At 44.0% G+C, this 18698-nt stretch carries 19 protein-coding genes; 12 read left to right on the plus strand and 7 right to left on the minus strand.

The window, feature by feature from the left end; translation table 11 throughout:
• Positions 1–5: 5 nt before the first annotated feature.
• The 6 genes from pheS to thrS all read right to left on the minus strand — a co-directional run bounded on the left by pheS (position 6) and on the right by thrS (position 5104).
• Entirely contained in the window at positions 6–986 is a 981-nt protein-coding gene (pheS, locus tag CSH93_RS02900) for a phenylalanine--tRNA ligase subunit alpha (RefSeq protein ID WP_100641705.1), read from the minus strand.
• A 157-nt stretch (positions 987–1143) separates the two neighbouring features.
• Complete coding sequence (gene ybaK, locus CSH93_RS02905) at positions 1144–1611, minus strand: Cys-tRNA(Pro) deacylase (protein WP_100641706.1); 468 nt, start codon at positions 1609–1611, stop codon at positions 1144–1146.
• 264 nt (positions 1612–1875) lie between these two features.
• A complete protein-coding gene (rplT, locus tag CSH93_RS02910) occupies positions 1876–2232 on the minus strand; it encodes a 50S ribosomal protein L20 (protein ID WP_100641707.1) in 357 nt (118 codons plus the stop codon).
• A 17-nt stretch (positions 2233–2249) separates the two neighbouring features.
• Positions 2250–2447, minus strand: coding sequence for a 50S ribosomal protein L35 (gene rpmI, locus CSH93_RS02915; protein WP_100641708.1), 198 nt, complete (start codon positions 2445–2447; stop codon positions 2250–2252).
• A 118-nt stretch (positions 2448–2565) separates the two neighbouring features.
• Positions 2566–3105: a translation initiation factor IF-3 gene (infC, locus tag CSH93_RS02920; RefSeq protein ID WP_100641709.1), complete on the minus strand. Its 540-nt coding sequence runs from the start codon at positions 3103–3105 to the stop codon at positions 2566–2568.
• 82 nt (positions 3106–3187) lie between these two features.
• Positions 3188–5104, minus strand: coding sequence for a threonine--tRNA ligase (gene thrS / locus CSH93_RS02925; protein WP_100641710.1), 1917 nt, complete (start codon positions 5102–5104; stop codon positions 3188–3190).
• 271 nt (positions 5105–5375) lie between these two features.
• Here thrS and CSH93_RS02930 point away from each other — a divergent pair, with 271 nt between their 5' ends.
• Together CSH93_RS02930 and CSH93_RS02935 are read left to right on the plus strand one after the other, a co-directional pair.
• Entirely contained in the window at positions 5376–6284 is a 909-nt protein-coding gene (locus tag CSH93_RS02930) for a fructosamine kinase family protein (RefSeq protein ID WP_100641711.1), read from the plus strand.
• A 105-nt stretch (positions 6285–6389) separates the two neighbouring features.
• The gene (locus CSH93_RS02935) at positions 6390–7406 is read left to right on the plus strand and encodes a DUF3080 family protein (RefSeq protein ID WP_164078277.1); all 1017 of its coding nucleotides are present in this window, start codon (positions 6390–6392) and stop codon (positions 7404–7406) included.
• 13 nt (positions 7407–7419) lie between these two features.
• Here CSH93_RS02935 and CSH93_RS02940 read toward each other — a convergent pair whose 3' ends face one another.
• Positions 7420–7602, minus strand: a complete 183-nt coding sequence (locus CSH93_RS02940) for a hypothetical protein (protein ID WP_164078278.1) — start codon at positions 7600–7602, stop codon at positions 7420–7422.
• 369 nt (positions 7603–7971) lie between these two features.
• On the opposite strand from CSH93_RS02940, the gene CSH93_RS02945 reads away from it, so the two are divergent.
• The 10 genes from CSH93_RS02945 to CSH93_RS02990 all read left to right on the plus strand — a co-directional run bounded on the left by CSH93_RS02945 (position 7972) and on the right by CSH93_RS02990 (position 18358).
• The gene (locus tag CSH93_RS02945) at positions 7972–9063 is read left to right on the plus strand and encodes a PAS domain-containing protein (protein ID WP_100641714.1); all 1092 of its coding nucleotides are present in this window, start codon (positions 7972–7974) and stop codon (positions 9061–9063) included.
• Positions 9064–9267: 204 nt separating this feature from the next.
• Entirely contained in the window at positions 9268–10650 is a 1383-nt protein-coding gene (locus CSH93_RS02950; RefSeq protein WP_100641715.1) for a V-type ATP synthase subunit B, read from the plus strand.
• Positions 10628–11233, plus strand: a complete 606-nt coding sequence (locus CSH93_RS02955; protein ID WP_100641716.1) for a V-type ATP synthase subunit D — start codon at positions 10628–10630, stop codon at positions 11231–11233. Before CSH93_RS02950 ends, CSH93_RS02955 begins: the two co-directional genes overlap by 23 nt.
• On the plus strand, positions 11230–13041 hold the full coding sequence (locus CSH93_RS02960) for a V-type ATP synthase subunit I (protein ID WP_100641717.1): 1812 nt from the start codon (positions 11230–11232) through the stop codon (positions 13039–13041). Before CSH93_RS02955 ends, CSH93_RS02960 begins: the two co-directional genes overlap by 4 nt.
• Positions 13034–13489: an ATP synthase subunit C gene (locus tag CSH93_RS02965; protein WP_100641718.1), complete on the plus strand. Its 456-nt coding sequence runs from the start codon at positions 13034–13036 to the stop codon at positions 13487–13489. Before CSH93_RS02960 ends, CSH93_RS02965 begins: the two co-directional genes overlap by 8 nt.
• Complete coding sequence (locus tag CSH93_RS02970) at positions 13486–14175, plus strand: hypothetical protein (RefSeq protein WP_100641719.1); 690 nt, start codon at positions 13486–13488, stop codon at positions 14173–14175. The genes CSH93_RS02965 and CSH93_RS02970 overlap by 4 nt, the downstream gene beginning before the upstream one ends.
• Entirely contained in the window at positions 14172–14870 is a 699-nt protein-coding gene (locus CSH93_RS02975; RefSeq protein WP_100641720.1) for a DUF2764 family protein, read from the plus strand. The genes CSH93_RS02970 and CSH93_RS02975 overlap by 4 nt, the downstream gene beginning before the upstream one ends.
• Positions 14871–16682, plus strand: a complete 1812-nt coding sequence (locus CSH93_RS02980; RefSeq protein WP_100641721.1) for a V-type ATP synthase subunit A — start codon at positions 14871–14873, stop codon at positions 16680–16682.
• Positions 16683–16956: 274 nt separating this feature from the next.
• Positions 16957–17901, plus strand: coding sequence for an SPFH domain-containing protein (locus tag CSH93_RS02985; RefSeq protein ID WP_100641722.1), 945 nt, complete (start codon positions 16957–16959; stop codon positions 17899–17901).
• A gap of 4 nt (positions 17902–17905) precedes the next feature.
• Positions 17906–18358 carry an NfeD family protein gene (locus CSH93_RS02990; protein ID WP_100641723.1) on the plus strand — a complete coding sequence of 151 codons (453 nt, stop codon included), beginning with the start codon at positions 17906–17908 and terminating at the stop codon, positions 18356–18358.
• The last annotated feature ends 340 nt before the right edge of the window (positions 18359–18698 follow it).

Consider the following 18698-nt stretch of genomic DNA (forward strand, 5'->3'; position numbering starts at 1 on the left):
GCCCCTTATTTGAACTGCTTTAAGAAGCGCATATCGTTTTCGAAAAATGCGCGTAAATCGGTTACGCCATAGCGCAACATTGTTAGGCGCTCAACGCCCATACCAAAGGCGAATCCAGTAAATTCTTCTGGGTCAATATTCACTGCTCGCAGTACATTCGGGTGTACCATGCCGCAACCCAATACCTCTAGCCATTTACCGTCTTTACCCATTACATCAACTTCTGCTGATGGTTCGGTGAAGGGGAAGTAAGACGGTCTAAAACGCACTTGCAAATTTTCCTCGAAAAAGTGATGAAGAAAATCATGCAATATGCCTTTCAAATCCGCAAAACTGATGTTTTTATCGACCATCAAGCCTTCTACCTGGTGGAACATAGGTGTATGGGTTTGATCGTAATCGTTACGGTAAACTCGGCCCGGCGAAATAATACGCAATGGTGGCTTTTCAGCTTCCATAGTACGGATTTGAACGCCGCTGGTTTGGGTTCTAAGCATGATATTTGGAGAGAAGTAGAAGGTATCATGGTCAGCACGTGCCGGGTGATTCGCCGGAATGTTCAGTGCATCAAAGTTATGAAAACCGTCTTCAACTTCAGGGCCGGTTTTGACTTCAAAACCTAAGTCACCAAAAAAGCTCTCAATACGGGCAATGGTGCGAGAAACAGGGTGTAGGTTACCGGCTAATTGGCCTCTACCGGGTAATGTAACATCAATGGTTTCAGCCGCTAACTTAGCATTCAGCTCAGCAGTCTTTAGCGCTTGGCCTTTATCACTTAACAGGCCTTGAATAGTTTGCTTAGCCTGATTGATTAACTGGCCTGCGGCTGGACGCTCTTCTGGGCTTAATTTGCCCAAACCTTTTAGCTGTTCAGTTAACTTACCTTTTTTACCCATAAACTCGACGCGTATTTCGTCGAGATTTGCCACATTATCAGTGGCATCAATCAATGCTTTAGCTTCATTGATGATCGCTTCTAGATCCATAGTACCCTCTAGCGGTGAACGCAGCTAAATTTGTGCGTAAAAGCGTGCAAAATAAAGCCGAGTATTTTACACAAGAATGCACCATAAGTGCTAGGGCTAGTTGCCGCTAAATAGCAGTAAATAGTAGGTTTTATCCTGAGTGATTAGCGTAATTCGATTAATTGCATAAAACGGCCAACTGTCCTTTGGTCAAATTTAATAGATCGTTCGGTGACAAACCTATTTCTAGCCCTCGTTTACCTGCACTTACATATATAATCTTGTGCTCAACAGCACGTTTGTGAATATAAGTTTTTAAGGGCTTCTTCTGACCAAGTGGACTAACCCCGCCTAGGACATAACCGGTTGTGCGCTCAACATCCATGGGATTAGCCATTACTGCTTTCTTCGAATTAGCGGCTTTCGCTAACAATTTGAGATTCAACTGCTCTGTTACCGGGATAACGGCGACAACTAATTCTTGCGTATTGAGCTGGCATACTAAGGTTTTATAGACGGTTTGCGGATCTAGCTTCAGTTTTTCTGCGGCTTCAAGGCCGTATGAATCAGCTGAGGGATTATGCTGATACTCATGCAGTGTGTGGGAAATTTTGAAACGGTTTAGAGTTTCCACTGCTGGCGTCATATTTTCACTTCCCTGCTACCTCTTTCATTCGCAACTTAAAAACTTCTTATGCAACCAGATTTAACCGTAAACATACTGCAACCAACTCGAACAATCGAGAATACAAGACGTATTAAACCGTTGATTTAGCCCACATTCAAGGATTGCCGGGAAAGCGATGACAAGCAGACAAATATGTGTCGCCGATATTTTTCACACATAAAAAAACGGCGAGCTTCCTGCTCGCCGTTTCCATGAAAGAACTTAAACCTATTGGTTAATAGATTATGCTAAAGCGCCTTTGGCTGCTTCAACAAGTGCACTGAATGCTACTTTGTCGTGAACCGCAATATCCGCAAGGATCTTACGATCGATTTCAACAGATGCTTTCTTCAAACCGTTAATGAAACGGCTGTAAGACATACCATTTTGACGAGCGGCAGCGTTGATACGAGCAATCCACAATTGACGGAATTGACGCTTACGCTGACGACGGTCACGGTATGCATATTGACCTGCTTTAGTAACTGCCTGGACAGCTACGCGATAAACACGACTGCGAGCACCGTAGTAACCTTTAGCCTGCTTCAGAACTTTTTTATGACGTGCGCGTGCAATTACACCGCGTTTTACTCTAGCCATTATTCAGTCTCCTTGTCTTAAACGTACGGCAACATGCGTTGGATAAGCTTAGTATCCGCTTCATGCGCTAATTTTTTGCCACGTAAATGGCGTTTACGCTTACTACTCTTCTTGGTCAAAATGTGACGCAAGTGAGACTGCTTGCTTTTAAAGCGGCCAGAAGCTGTTTTACGAAAACGCTTCGCTGCTCCGCTGTTTGATTTCATTTTAGGCATTGCTAAAACTCCGCATTGTTAAATGTAGGCCTTGATACGTGCAGTCGTATATTTGCCTAGTTAAAATTTGCAGCAGGGTGACTGTCGGGTGCAGAACCGACGGTACTTTAGACCGCTACTACTTCTTCAGTGGGGCGAGCACCATGATCATCTGACGACCCTCTACCCGTTTAGGGAAAGACTCGCAGTTGGCAATGTCCTGCAGATCGTTTTTAACACGTTCTAGCAATTCAATGCCGATCTCTTGGTGAGCCATTTCACGTCCGCGGAAACGGATTGTGACTTTGGCTTTATCACCGCCTTCAAGAAAGCGACGCAGGTTGCGCAGTTTTACCTGGTAATCGCCTTCATCAGTGCCAGGGCGAAATTTAATCTCCTTGACCTGAATTTGCTTTTGCTTTTTCTTTTGCTCTTTTTGAGCCTTACTTTTTTCAAAGAGGAATTTGCCGTAGTCCATAATTTTACAGACTGGCGGCTCAGCATTCGGACTAATTTCTACTAGGTCCAGACTAGCGTCATCTGCTGCCTGTTGGGCTTCAGCAAAGGAGACAACCCCAACCTGCTCGCCTTCACTTCCTATCAAACGCACTTCACGTGCTGTAATTTCGTCGTTAATGCGGGCTTTATCGCCCTGAGCCTTATTGTTAGCGCCTTTAATGTGCTATTCCTCCAAAAACAAAATCGTATGTTTGGCCCTGAACTTATTTATCCGAGCCAAACGTTAAGTACATGTTATCGGTTTACTTTATTTCTCGTTCCGAGACGTCTTTAGAAAGCAATTCAATGAATGCATCTACCGACATTTTGCCGAGGTCCTCACCTCGGCGGGTTCTTACCGCAACTGCATTATCTTGCATTTCGGCATCACCTACTACCAACATGTATGGCACACGCTGTAATGTGTGCTCGCGGATTTTAAAGCCAATCTTCTCATTTCTCAAGTCAGACTTTGCTCTAAACCCAGATTCCTGTAACTTTTTCGCTACTTTTTGCGAATATTCGCCCTGTTTGTCCGTAATATTGAGCAAAACGACCTGAACTGGGGCTAACCACGTTGGGAAAAAGCCAGCATATTCTTCGGTCAAAATACCAATAAAACGCTCAAGTGACCCCAATGTAGCACGGTGGATCATTGCCGGTACCTTACGTTCGCCATCTTCCGCTACGTATGTTGCACCCAATCGGCCTGGCATTGAGAAATCAAGTTGCACGGTTCCACATTGCCAAGCACGGCCAAGGCAGTCATATAATGTAAACTCGATTTTAGGGCCATAAAACGCCCCTTCACCCGGCAAATATTCAAAATCGATATTATTTGCAGTTAATGCATCGGCCAATTTCTGCTCAGCTTTATCCCAGGTTTCATCTGAGCCCACACGCTTTTCAGGTCGAGTGGACAATTTTACTGCGATATTTTCAAAGCCAAATACTTTATAAACTTCATACACCATGCGAATACAGCTAGACACTTCGTCCTGAATTTGCTCTTCAGTACAGAAAATATGGGCATCGTCTTGAGTAAAGCCACGTACACGCATGAGTCCATGCAACGCACCTGAAGGCTCGTTACGGTGACAGCAGCCAAATTCAGCTAAGCGTAACGGTAGATCACGGTATGATTTCAATCCTTGATTGAAGATTTGTACGTGCCCCGGGCAGTTCATTGGTTTGATCGCATACTCACGCTTTTCAGATTCCGTCGTGAACATGTTCTCTGCGTATTTATCCCAATGACCAGACTTTTCCCATAATGAGCGGTCCATCATCAATGGCGCTTTTACTTCACCAAAACCGTATTCACGCTGTTTAATGCGGATAAACTTTTCTAGTTCGGTGTAAATTGACCAACCATCACTGTGCCAAAACACCATACCCGGCGCTTCTTCTTGCCAATGCCAAAGATCCAATGACTTACCGATTTTACGGTGGTCACGTTTTTCAGCTTCTTCTAAACGCTGTAAATAGGCTTTAAGTTGTTTCTTATCTGCCCATGCTGTGCCATATATGCGCTGCAGCATTTTATTTTCTGAATCACCACGCCAGTACGCACCAGCCACTTTCATCAGTTTAAAGTGCTGACAAAAACGCATATTTGGTACGTGTGGACCACGACACATGTCGACGTATTCTTCGTGGTGATACAAACCTGGACGGTCATCTTTACTGATGTTTTCGTCCAAGATTTCCATTTTGTATGTTTCGCCGCGTGCCTCAAATGCATCGCGCGCTTCTTGCCATGATACTTTCTTCTTGATCACATCATAGTTGGTCTTAGCCAATTCAAGCATACGCTTTTCAATCTTGGCTAAATCGTCGTTGCTTAACGCTTCAGGTAAATCAACGTCGTAATAAAAACCGTTATCAATGGTAGGACCGATCGCCATTTTAGCGTCTGGATACAATTGCTTAATCGCGTGCCCAATCAAGTGAGCACAAGAGTGACGAATAATTTCTAAGCCGTCTTCGTCCTTTGCTGTAATAATGCTAAGTGTTGCATCATCTTCAATCATGTCGCACGCATCAACGCGTTCACCATTAACGCGCCCCGCAATGGTAGCTTTTGCTAAGCCAGGGCCGATATCCATAGCGACATCGAGTACTGAAACAGGGTTAGAGAATTCTCGTTGGCTTCCGTCAGGAAGAGTAATTACAGGCATGTTCGATCCTACACAGTGGTGACGCCTACTCTGCGCCACTTGTTTAATTAAAATAAAAGGCAATAAAAAACACCCATACGAGGGGGTGCTGTTAAGCCGCGATTATAACGCTTAATCGTTTATATGCAATGGCTTAGCCCTACAGCTCGCTCCCCCTTTTTTAATTATTAATGATGATTCGTCATAAAAACGCGTTTTTTCATATCGAACTGGATTAACACATTTAAGATTGTTGTCCATACTTGAAGTTCAAGCCCTGCTAGAGAGACATATGTGGCATTTTATTAGCGACACGATTAGTTCGGCGATAAATGAAGTCTTTATATGTGACAGCGCTAAACCAATACATCGTCAACATCACCATACCAGCTACCTGCTTAAGGGCAGTCAGCGTCGCTTTTTCGTTAAAATATGCGACAACCTTGATGTGATAGAACAGGCCCCATCCCCCCTATTTTGCGAAGCTGAAGGGCTTAACGCGCTAACCGATACGCAAACGATAAAATGTCCCAAGGTTATTTGCTATGGCAAATTTTCAGAAGCACACAAGCATTACGAATATTTAGTGCTGCAATACATTACCTTCAAATCGCCAAGCGAAAATCTTTGGCAGACGGCTGGCCAACAGTTGAGCGCCTTACATAATGCACCTATTTCGCTCACACTCAACGGACAAGAGCATCAATATGGCTGGCATCGGAATAACTTTCTCGGAGCAACACAGCAATTCAATACACCTAGTGGAAATTGGGCGGATTTCTACATTACTCAGCGTATTGAACGATTTCTGAGTGACATTCCTAAAAAGGAAAACGTTGTTGATAACGAAACTCTGCAGATTATCCATCAGGTATTATCCGGCCACTCCCCCAACCCAGCCCTGTTACACGGTGACTTGTGGCATGGCAATATTGGCTTTTGCACTTCAGCACCGGTTATTTTTGACCCCGCAGTGTGGATAGGTGACGCAGAGTGTGATCTCGCAATGGCAGCTCTGTTTGGCGGCTTTGCCAAGTCGTTCTTCTCAACCTATTGCGATTTAAATGCAATGCCAGATGGGATGGCGTTGCGCCGGTCCATTTATCAGTTGTCTCATGCACTAAATCATCAAGTGCTATTCGGCGATAGCTACCTAGAGATGAGTCGTTCGTTAGTTGAGGCTATTAAACGGTCGATATAATCGCTATATAACATCATTCTAGTCTAACGATTTAACGCATCGTTCGTGTTATAACGTGGAAAAATTAAAAGAAAACTCAATTGTTATACGAAAATGAATTCCGTTGTGCTTAAACAGACATACATCCTGCTAATTGCATTATTCGTACTCACTGCTTGTAGCCCCAGCAATGCACTCAAAGATGCACTGGAAGAATACCATTCACGTTTAGCCCGTGTACTCGATATCGAGATTTCTCAACAACCTTTCACGTTTGAGCATTCGTTTCCGCCTAAAAGTACACTTTACAAAGAACCTGCATCACTTAGCATTAATGTTCAAGAGTTTATGTCCCTTCCCGATTGTCAGTTAAGTACGTTGATAGCAGAACGCAATACGGCAATGGGTAAAACGCAACTCCCTTCTCAACGCTATATCTATGAGGTTAATTTACTCAACACATTACGCCAGTGCATAGATGCTAACAGTGATAGCAGTGACCAAGGGAAATTAGTGGAAGCTTTCGAACACAAACGCACAACCATACATCACAGTTACGCTAACTTGCTGCAAACCAGCAGTGAAATCCATCAGGCTTTGACGCAATCTGCTGAATTTATTGATCTAACAGAAAATAGTGGATTGGTCGAAACCCTTGCAGCATTAGAGTTTTTATTGTCGATCAATCCTGAACAACAGTTGTCATCATCAATCGAAAGTGAACGTTTAGAAAATCATTTACACGATTTACTGAAAACAAGATTACCAGCCAAATTATGGCGTTCTGAACAGCTCATTATCGCTTTTTTCGATTTCTCAACGCCGTTGTTAAAACAGCAGTTCGACACCATCAGTTGCCGTACATCTGCCGAACAAAACAGGGCCTCTATATTACGCAATGTATTTTTCATGTTCTTTGCTGAACAAATTCAACCTATAGCCGGGCAAATTAACAACAGCTATTACAAACTTTCACCGTTATTGGTGCGAATTGCTGACTTGTCAGAGATAGCACCTGAATGGAAGAATGCGATAGACGAAATGTTAGCGCAACATGACCGCTACGCGCTCGCGATGAGGGAGCACATTACGTTGTGGCAGGAGCTATTCAAACGCTGTAATTTATCGCCTTCTAAAACGTGATAATTACTGCCTACTAAGCGCTTTTCTTTTGCTCTAAATCAGACGCTTCATTGCTAGCATCTTGCTGCGCTTTAATTTTTTCAAGCTTTTTATACTTGATGATCCGCGCACCAAAAATACGCTCAACGTTTTTGCGTCCTAAATACGCAATCGGTGAATAGGGGTATTTCCGTTTAAAAAATTTAGCTAGTTTCACAATGCCCTCTGTTAGTTATTAAACACTGGGGTCAAGTGATGGTTAAGAAATGATGCTGGCTCACAAATTTGCATTGCCATTTACATGCAGCGTTTTTTTTTTGATGCTGCTAAAAAAGAATGTGTTTTTATTCCTAAATCCATTGACCCGTCGATAAGTATAGCAAATATAAAACATTTTTTCATTTCCAATTATTATAGCCAGAATGTGGCAATAATTTCCGCGAAGATTAATTGAGAAACAGATATGCCTATATAGTTAAATTTAAAAGTTTTGAGCTTGATCAATGATTTAGTTGCAAATTAAAGCTAGCCTTCTAAGCTCTATATAAATAATTAAACTTATCGGAACAGATTAAGGAAAAGGGCAATGAGTACAAATCAAGAGGAAATGCTGTTCCTCTCGCAGATATTCAACAACGTAAAGCCCGTTAGCTTGATCCGACAAGTGCTAGCTAATTCAGTTACGCCGATAGTAATAACCGACGCAGGTCAGGTCGATGGCCAATATAAAATCATTTACGCCAACAAAGCGTTTTGCCGTTTAAACGGGTACGAACTTGCCGAAATTGTGGGTCTTTCGCCCAAAATCCTTCAAGGCCCTAATAGCAATTATGATGGTTTAAAAAAATTAAGCGAGTCTTTAGAAACGACCGGTTATGCGCGCGGCATGTCACAAAATTATCGAAAAGACGGTAGCTGTTACCCTGTTTCGTGGGATATATCGCCGATCAGAAACGAGAGTGGCGCAGTTGAAATGTATATTTCCGGTCAACGCGACCTAACCACATTGGTAGAACGCGCCAAAAACGCTAAAACCCTTAACGAACAAGTGATAAACCTGATTAATGATTTAACATCGGGTAAAAAACAGGCCGAGAATATCAAACATTCCGAAAGCAAACTTCTAAACAGTTTAAAAAACAATGCATCTAACTATGTATCAACGTCAGCTACTGAGGCTGACGACGCTGACGATGATTTGTTTATAGAACTGGATGCTATGGATTTAGTGGAGGAACCTAATCCTCCCTTTCAACAGCGAATGAGCGCGTCAGAGTACCTAGCCAATGGCCATTTGACGCAGGAAGAAATCAATACGCTTATTCAAACTCTCAGAGACATAGAAGAAGAAGTTGAATGCTTGTCTGCAGAGCAAAGCGACCTATCTCAAATCGAATTTATTCGAGAGAAAATTGCCCAATTATCTGATGACATCTTTTTCTTAGTTGAATTTACCGACACATCTTTAGCCTTGAATGAAGTGGCGGAAGTATTGGCTTCAATAGATGATAACACCCTTACAGAACTCCACATTACCGTTCTAAAATCCCTCGTTGAAGAAGTGGATACATGGCTAGTGGGTATATTTGTTACTCGTACGGCGCAAAATATTTTTGATGGCGCCAAGTCGGTCAACTCGGCAGCCAAGCAATTTGTGTCTTTTGTTAAGCCCAAATAGTAGTGCACCGCAAAATATCCGAAAGATTAAGTAGCGGCCATTATATAGATTTGAAAATTGCCCCGATTAACTGCGCTCAATAGCCAAAGTTAGCCTACACTCTTAAAACTGATCGAAATCAATAAATTGCCTATAACCGATTGAATGCAATCCGGTTTCATTTGATATTAAGACAATAATTGCCAAGATAAGGGAGTTGGTTGGGTGCAACAATTAATCCGTTACTCACGCATCCTTGAAATTGTAGGAGACATTTTAAAAGTCAGCGTGTCTGATGAAGCTGATAACCGACCTACAGACATGGCGATCCGGTTAGGTGATTTAGCCTTAGTTCGCACCGAGCATGAAGAGTCGTTGCCCGCACAAATCATTAGCATCGATCGGAATATTGTATCGCTACAGGTCTTTGCAGGCACAAAAGGAATATCCAGTAGTGCCAGTGTTACCTTTCTCGGCCACCCTATTCAAACCACATACTCACCCAACATTTTGGGTAGAGTTTTCGATGGCCTCGGTCGCCCATTAGATAAAGGGCCCGATCTCAGCTTAGATCCAAAAATCAATATTGGTGGCCCATCCGTCAATCCGTGCGAACGGATCGTACCGAAAAAAATGATACGTACTGATGTCCCGATGATTGATGTATTCAACTGTCTGGTTGAAAGTCAAAAAATACCACTATTTTCAGTTTCTGGTGAGCCATTCAACCCTTTCCTCGCGCGCATCGGCATTCAAGCTGACGCAGACATCGTGATCTTTGGTGGACTAGGGCTTATTTTCGATGACTATTATCGCTTCAGAAAAAGCTTTGAAGACGCTGGCGTGTTTGCTCGAACCGTCATGTTTGTTAATCAAGCCTCCGACCCCATAGTTGAAAGGCTAATGGTGGCCGATATGGCACTTGCGGTAGCCGAAAGATTTGCCATAGAAGAAAGCAAACGCGTACTGGTATTACTGACAGATATGACCGCATATGCCGATGCCATGAAAGAAGTTGGCATCGCAATGGAACGCGTTCCGTCCAACCGCGGTTACATGGGGGACCTCTATTCTCAACTCGCAAGACGATATGAAAAAGCCTGCGACTACGCTAAGGGAGGTTCAGTTACTATTCTCTCGGTCACAACCATGCCCGGCGATGACGTCACTCACCCTGTGCCTGACAACACGGGTTACATTACTGAAGGGCAATTTTATTTGCACAACGGGGTTATCGACCCGTTTGGTTCATTGTCCCGATTAAAACAAAACGTCATTGGCAAAATTACCCGCGATGATCACAGTCAGTTAATGAACACGATGATCCGCTTTTATTCTGAAGCCCAGGACGCACAAAAGAAAAAGGCAATGGCATTTGAATTGTCTGCCTACGACCATCAACTATTGAAGTTTGGCGATTTATTTAAAACGCGCTTTATGGATATCAATGTGTCTATGCCCTTAGAGCAAGCATTGGATATGTGCTGGCAAACCCTCGCTGAATGCTTCTCGGCCGAACAACTGTTAATGAAACAAGCGTTGATCGATAAGTATTTCCATTCGTCAACGAGTGAGGAAAGCCAGTATGGCGCGACTGCAACTGAATAAATCGGCACTGGCAAAAGAGTCGCACAACTTAAAAACGTATCAGCGCTTTTTACCGTCTCTCGATCTCAAACGGCAGCAATTAATGGCAGAAAGAGCCAACGCGAGAAACGATTTGGTCCGTTTAGAGCAAGAAAACGCAGTATTGCTAAAGTCCATTGCCGACAAAGCACCAATGTTAGCCAATTCAGACATATCGCTAGAAAACTTAGTGAGTATCGCGGATATCGAGATTGATGAAGAGAATATTGTCGGTACTCGGCTGCCGGTATTAACGTCATACAACGTCGTAACTAAACCTTACAGTTATTTCAGCAAGCCACATTGGGTCGATTATGTATGCCGTCAACTCGCAAAAGCACTGCTACTCGATATTCAACTGCAGGTACAACGCAAGCGCATAAAACTTTTAGAAAAAGCAGTATCGACCATAACCCAACGGGTCAATTTATTCGATAAAGTACTTATTCCCAAAGCTAAAGATAACATCAAGCGCATCAGAATTTATTTATCCGATGAACAAATGGTGTCAGTCGTACGCTCTAAAATAGCTAAACGCAAACATGCTCAACGGAGAGTCGAATGAGTATTGCGCGACTTAAAAAAGTCACCTTTATCATGTTGAAAAAGCACAAGCCGGACTTTCTGGCAAAATTACAAACGTTGGGTTGTGCTCACATAATGCCGCTCAATAAAGCACAAGATGGCAAAGTCGCCGCACCAACAGAAAGGCGCTCACCCAGAGCAGAGCGAACTTACAACGCCATAATGTTCCTAGAGTCTGTTTCGAATAAACGTCGACCATTGAGCCGTGCGAATGATTTTGATGTTGAACAAGTCAGTCAAGAAGCGCTACAAATCAAATCTGCCTTGCGGGACGCTAGTGATAAAGCCGATTTTCTGCGTAAGCGTATCCAGGATATGAAACCGTGGGGAGACATCGAATTCCCACCTAACGAAGAGTTAAAAGGCTATCACTTATGGTTCTATATGTTGCCTCGCAACAAAATGGAAAGCCTGCAACAAATTGAGCTCCCCTGGCAAATTGTGAGCATTACTCCACGTTTTGCTTATGTAGTGGTGATTGCAAAACAAGAGCCACAGCCAGATTTACTTCCTGTTGCAAGAACTCACGTTGGTGCATTACCAATGCAGGAGCTATCTCTTCAATTAGAGCAACTGCATGCGCAAATCGAAGATCTGCAATCGCAAAGAGAAGCGCTCACCCGATACTTGCTACTGATGCGGTTGCATTTGGCTGAGGCTGACGACAAAGCACTGTTGAAATTTGCCGGAACCCAAACACTCGACAATGAGAATTGGGTGATACTACAAGCTTGGGTGCCTACGGCCGCCATTCCCGCACTCGATCAGCTATGTGATTCATTCGAATGCGCACGGATTGAGCAATCCCCCTCCGTCACTGACGAACCACCAACGCTTATTGAACAGCCAGAGATTCTGGCAGCTGGCAAAGATATGAGTTTGTTTTATCAAACACCGCATTATCGAAGCTGGGATCCGAGCAAAGTTTTGCTCGCTTCTTTTTGCCTATTCTTCTCTATGATACTCGCCGATGCTGGCTATGGCATCGTACTATTAGTCGCCTTGCTACTGAGTAAAAAACACATTACGCAAAAAAGTCACGGTCATGCGTATTACCTACTCGGCCTATGCCTTTCCGTTACCACTGTTTTGTACGGTGTTATGGTCGGCAGTTATTTTGGTATGACACCGAGTGAGTCCCACTGGCTGGGTAAACTGCACATACTGAATCTAAACGATTTTGACAGCATGATGCAGTTATCTATTTTTATTGGTGCCATTCACATAGGTATAGCAAACGCAATGCAAGCGTTCACCTTGCGTCACAACACACGAAAGTGGTCGTCGCTTGGTTGGATATGTTTGATCATCGCCGGTGTATTGGTGTGGCAATACAAACATATTGAAGCACTCTACATCTTAGCTGTGTGCGTAGCGGTAATTGGCGTTGTCTTGATAACACTGTTTTCGACCACAGAAACGCCCCTTGCCCCCAAACAACGCGTACTAGAAATGCTTAAAGGGCTACTCAAACTTACTGGGATCATGGGGATCTTTGGCGATGTGTTGAGCTATATGCGGCTGTTTGCCCTGGGGTTAGCCAGCGCGTCGTTGGCGATCACTTTCAATCAATTGGCCGCCGATGTTTACCACAGTTCGCCGGGTTTGGGGCTATTGGGCGCCATCTTAATCCTATTGATCGGCCATATTTTGAATATCGCACTATCGTTGATAAGCGGCGTGGTACATGGGTTACGTTTGAATTTTATTGAATTTTATAAATGGGGACTCCCCAATGAAGGTAAACCGTTTCAACGGTTTGCACGCAAGGAGATTAATCATGAATGAGTTTGTCATCGCACTTGGCTGGTTCGGTATATATGCCCCAATGGCATTGGGCGCAATTGGCAGTGCAATTGGCTGTGGTATTGCGGGACAGGCAGGCATTGGCGCAATGGTTGAAACAGAAGGGGGATATGGAAAATACATTGGTATTTCCGCCTTCCCTTCTACATTTGTGATCTACGGCATCGTGATCATGTTCACGCTGAACCGTGTGGTAACCATCGAAAACGCAGGTGGATTATTTGGCGTTGGACTGCTTGCTGGTATCGCCATGCTTTACAGCGGTATATGGCAAGGTAAAGCCTGTGCTTCCGCCATCAATGCAGCAAAAGAAAAACCTGAGATTTTCGGTCTATCACTGGCCCCGGCAGCCATCATCGAAGGATTTGCTGTTTTTGCATTTGTTTTCGCTTTAGTCGTTAGCGGCGGTATCGCTGGAGGTACTTTATGAATGAAAAGCCAGGGCACGAGCATATAGTATCGCGCGGTGTTGACGAACTGATAGAGCGTTTAAAATCCGAAGGCGTTGCCGCGGGTCAAGCAAAAGCGGATACCATTGTTGAGGAAGCGAAGCAAAAAGCAAGACAGTTGATAACTGAGGCAAAGAAAGAATCAGAAGAGCGTTTGCAAAAAGCCCGAATAGAGGCGCAATCGTTCCAACAAGCCGCTGAATCAGCACTCAAAACCGCCATGCGAGATATGGTATTAGAATTAAAAGCTGACTTAACGCGCGAATTCAGCCACGATCTGCAGCGCCTTGTTGTAGAGGCAACACAACAGCCGGAATTGCTCGAAAAAATGATATTAGAAATCGTCGGACAAACATCGGCGCCGGTCAGCAATGCCGACAACGTTCAATTGCTTTTGCCAGAGAAAATTGTAGGTCTTGAGGAACTTCGCAGTGATCCAAAAACATTGCATGAAGGAGCATTGTCAAATTTAGTCTTCAACCTAACACGCGACATGCTGAAAAACGGCGTTACGTTTGCTGCTTCGGATGAACTTGATGGCGGCATACACATTAAATTGGTTGACCAAAACGTGACTTTAGATTTAAGCGATACAGCTGTGGCCACACTGCTCTTACAGCATTTGCAACCGCGTTTTAGGGCAATCCTTGAGGGCGTTATTCGATGAGCGCTTTTAGCGAAGACAAGTATGTAATGCTGATATCGAGCTTGCCCAGCCCGAATGGCTTGTTTAAATCTAGCCATACCCCGTTATCAAGGATAAAACTAGAACAGCGTCTAAGTGTTTTATCACCAGCTGAGCACACAATATTGGCGAGTGTGGAAAAGGCCTTAGACTGGCGCTTTTTAGATGCTGATATGTCTGATGAAATGATACGAGCACTAGATTTACACGCGATATCAAGTGTTCGTAATGAAACATTGAGTCTTATCATTCGAAACCGTTTAGAAATGCGGACGCTTATCGCAGCTACGAGAATGCGTCACAACGGGAAAGCCAAGCCCTCCAGCGCACGGTGGGGTTTTGGACGATGGCAAACACATATCATTAACCATTGGCAGGAAGCCGACTTTGCATTGAGTCATTTATTCCCATGGATAAATGAGTTTCGCCAGCATATTGAAAACGACAACCCAGTGTTAGCTGAGCGTCTAATTCTGACTGAATCATTTAAACAATTGCAGCGACTCAGCCATCAACATAGGTTTGATTTTGAAGCCGTCGTCATTTACGTCTTGAAATGGAACATTTTGGATCGCTCACTGAATAGTAATGGTTATCAGGCACAACGACGTTTTGAACAGTTAGTTAAACAGGGCTTGGGACAATATCGACAGCTATTTACTCAGGAGGCACGATAAATGGAAGCTGATAGCATACAAAAAGCATCAGCTCGGATTGTGGCTGTGCAAGACGATTTGGTGGAAATTCAATTACTTGACCCAACTACCAGCAGCTTAACTAAAAATGAAGTCATCTATGTTTGCCCCAAGGTGGATGCAAGTGCACCACATGAGGAGTGGCTAAAGGCTGAGATACTGCGCGTTAGAGGAGACTGCGCAGATGCTCAGGTATATGAAAGCACTCAGGGCGTTGCTATTGGCGATCCGGTTTACCAGACCCAACAAATGCTGTCGGTAGAACTGGGCCCCGGATTATTGGGGCAAGTGTATGATGGTCTGCAAAGTCCATTGCCTGAACTGGCTAATCAATGCGGTACTTTTTTACCCAGAGGATATCGTGTAAACCCGTTAGATACTCACAAAAAATGGTCGTTTGTCCCAAGTCGAAAAAGCGGTGACAAACTGCATGCTGGTGATTGCATTGGTGTTGTCCAAGAAGGACGGATCAGTCACAAAATCATGTTGCCATTTGATTGGCGCGGCGAATTTCTGTTGGATTGGATCCAAGAAGGTAATTTTACTGTTGATGATGCGGTAGCAAAGGTAGTAGACAATCACCAACGAAAACACCGCATTACCCTTAAGCAATCGTGGCCCGTGCGAAAACCACTTAACCGGAAACTGGTTAAAAATGGCTATTCTGAGCGACTATACCCGGCAGAGCCTTTACTCACTTCACAACGCTTAATTGATACCTTTTTCCCAATTGCCAGAGGCGGAACCGCGTGTATTCCCGGCCCTTTTGGCGCGGGTAAAACCGTATTGCAAAATCTGATTTCTCGCCACGCTGCGGTCGATGTGGTCATCGTCGTTGCCTGTGGCGAACGTGCTGGCGAAGTGGTTGAAACTATTACAGAGTTTCCTCACATGACAGATCCACACACTGGTGGCACGTTAATGGATCGTACCATTATCATTTGCAATACCTCTTCCATGCCGGTCGCCGCTCGAGAAGCATCGATATATACTGGCATAACGATTGGCGAGTATTATCAGCAAATGGGATTGGATGTGCTGCTCATTGCTGACTCAACGTCGCGATGGGCGCAAGCCATGCGAGAAACCTCGGGACGACTTGAAGAGATCCCCGGCGAAGAAGGGTTCCCTGCCTATCTAGAATCATCGATTAAAAGTGTCTATGAGCGAGCTGGCAGCGTCCGTACAAACGACAAAGCGATCGGCAGCCTGACGCTTATTGGTACTGTTTCCCCAGCCGGCGGAAACTTTGATGAACCAGTTACACAATCAACCCTATCTACGGTGAAATGCTTTCTGGGCTTGTCGGCAGATCGCGCATACAAACGCTTTTATCCGGCTGTAGATCCCCTCCTCTCATGGTCCCGGTATTCCGAACAACTTCACGATTGGTTTGATGAACACCAACAGCCCGGCTGGAGTGCACAAGTCGCTGCGCTGCAAGCGATGCTTCATCACGGTGATGCAGTTTTGCAAATGATGCAAGTAACCGGCGAAGAAGGCGTCACGCTAGAAGACTTTATCGTGTATCAAAAAGCATTATTTATCGATATGGTTTACTTACAACAGGATGCATTCGACCCCATTGATGCCGCCTGTGTTATGTCTCGTCAAAAACTACTGTTCAATCTAATTTGCGACTACACCCAGCAAGACTACGACTTCAGTGATAAGCAGCAAGCACGCGACTTTTTCACTCGGTTAACAGGCAAATTTAAAAACTTTAACTATGCGGAAACCGGAACTCCGAGCTATCAGACGTTACTTGAAGAGATACAGAACCATAAAATTTAACGATATTGGGTGACTATTGTCGCTTAATGAATAGTCATTATTAATTAAGAGAACCCAGGCGATTAACTTAGCGATAAAACAAAATTGGATATTTTTATGTCTGCACAAAGCGCAAGATAAATAAGAATATAGTGCTGTATCTGCGTAAATTGGTGTTATAGTTTTCCGCGTGCACGGAAGCCCAACAAAGGTTGGTGTTTAACACCTGCTTTGCCATCTAGCATCGCATTAAGGGCAGTGCTTTACTCAGACAATTTAAAAGTGGAGACATACAATGGAATTAATCTTCAACTATCTATTTACCGCGCAAGCGTTGCTACTTGTTCTTGTCGTAATATTGCTTAAGTCATCGGTGAAATTCGTACCACAAAACCGTGCATTCATCATCGAACGATTCGGCAAATACACAACGACCTTAGAAGCAGGCTTAAATTTTATCGTCCCCTTTATTGACCGTGTTGCTGCGGATAGAAGCTTAAAAGAACAAGCGGTCGATGTACCCGAGCAAAGTGCGATTACTAAAGACAATATTACATTGTCAGTTGACGGGGTTTTGTATTTTCGTGTCATCGACGCCTATAAAGCAACATATGGTGTAGAGCACTATACCTTTGCGGTAACGCAACTGGCGCAAACCACAATGCGTAGCGAAATTGGTAAATTAGAGCTGGATAAAACATTTGAAGAGCGCGATGCGCTAAATACCAATATCGTGTACGCACTGAATGAAGCAGCCTCTCCTTGGGGTGTGCAGGTATTGCGTTATGAACTGAAAGATATTAATCCACCCAATTCCGTTTTAGATGCAATGGAACAGCAAATGCGCGCCGAGCGTGTAAAACGTGCACAAATTCTTGAGTCTGAGGGTGATAGACAGGCCGCAATCAACCGTGCGGAAGGTGACAAAGCCGCTATAGTACTGGCTGCTGAAGCTGACAAAGAGCAACAAATTCTAAAAGCCGAAGGTGAAGCGCAAGCCATTACCCGCGTAGCAGCGGCTGAGGCTGAAGCGATTGAAACCATTGGTAAAGCAGCGGCGACAAGTGAAGGCCAAAAAGCAATTCAACTTGATCTTGCAAAAGGCGCTATTACCGCCAAAGAAAAAATCGCCAAAGAAAGTTCAGTGGTTTTGTTGCCTGAGAGCAATACTGAAATCGGTGGAGTTGTTGCGCAAGCCATGTCAATCATCAACACATTAAATTCAAACAAGGGTGCATAGTCTTATGGATAACATGCTAACCAGCATGCCTCACTTGTTTCTGGGCATTGGCGTTTTGTTACTCATCTTGGAAGTCCTGGTCGGTTTTACCACTGTTCTAATGATGACCTTAGGCCTTTCAATGATGATCACATCAGGTTTAATGTACGCCGATATTCTAGAAGAAAACATGCTTCACGCGTTTATCGCGGTTGCTGTATTGGATAGCATTTTACTGGCTATTCTTTATCGCCCGATGAAAAAGATGCAACACGATAAGGCGCCGAATGAAGTGAAATCGGATCTGATTGGCAACACGTTTGACGTCGACAGTGATATTGAGCCGGGGCAAAGAGCCATGCAAAAGTATTCTGGGGTTAATTGGCAAATAAAGTGTCAATCACCGCTTAAAAAAGGCGAGTTAGTCAAGATCACTCACGTTGATGTAGGCGTGTTGCATGTAGAACCAATACAGTAAGCGAAACGTTGGGTAGGTGTTGAACACTATACCTATCCAACATTTTAAAATTCCCGGTTCTAGCTAACCTCTTAAAGTTGAGAGCAAAGCTCAACTCTCACCTCTCATTGCCTTATACTTTTCCTGCTCTTTAGAGATATAACTGATCCATCGTTGGGCTAGATCTCGACTTTTACTATGTTGTGCTGCCTTTTCACACGCCTGGATGGCGCTGTCGAAGGCATTTACATTAACTCGTTTCTCAACTATCACGAGGTAACCGAAAAGTCCCCCTCCACTGTCAGATTTTTTTACACCCAACATCAGACTATCCAATAATGCATTGTATTAATTAGATTTT

The sequence above is a fragment of the Neoalteromonas facilis genome (genome assembly GCF_002807665.1).
Taxonomy (GTDB): domain Bacteria; phylum Pseudomonadota; class Gammaproteobacteria; order Enterobacterales; family Alteromonadaceae; genus Alteromonas_E; species Alteromonas_E facilis.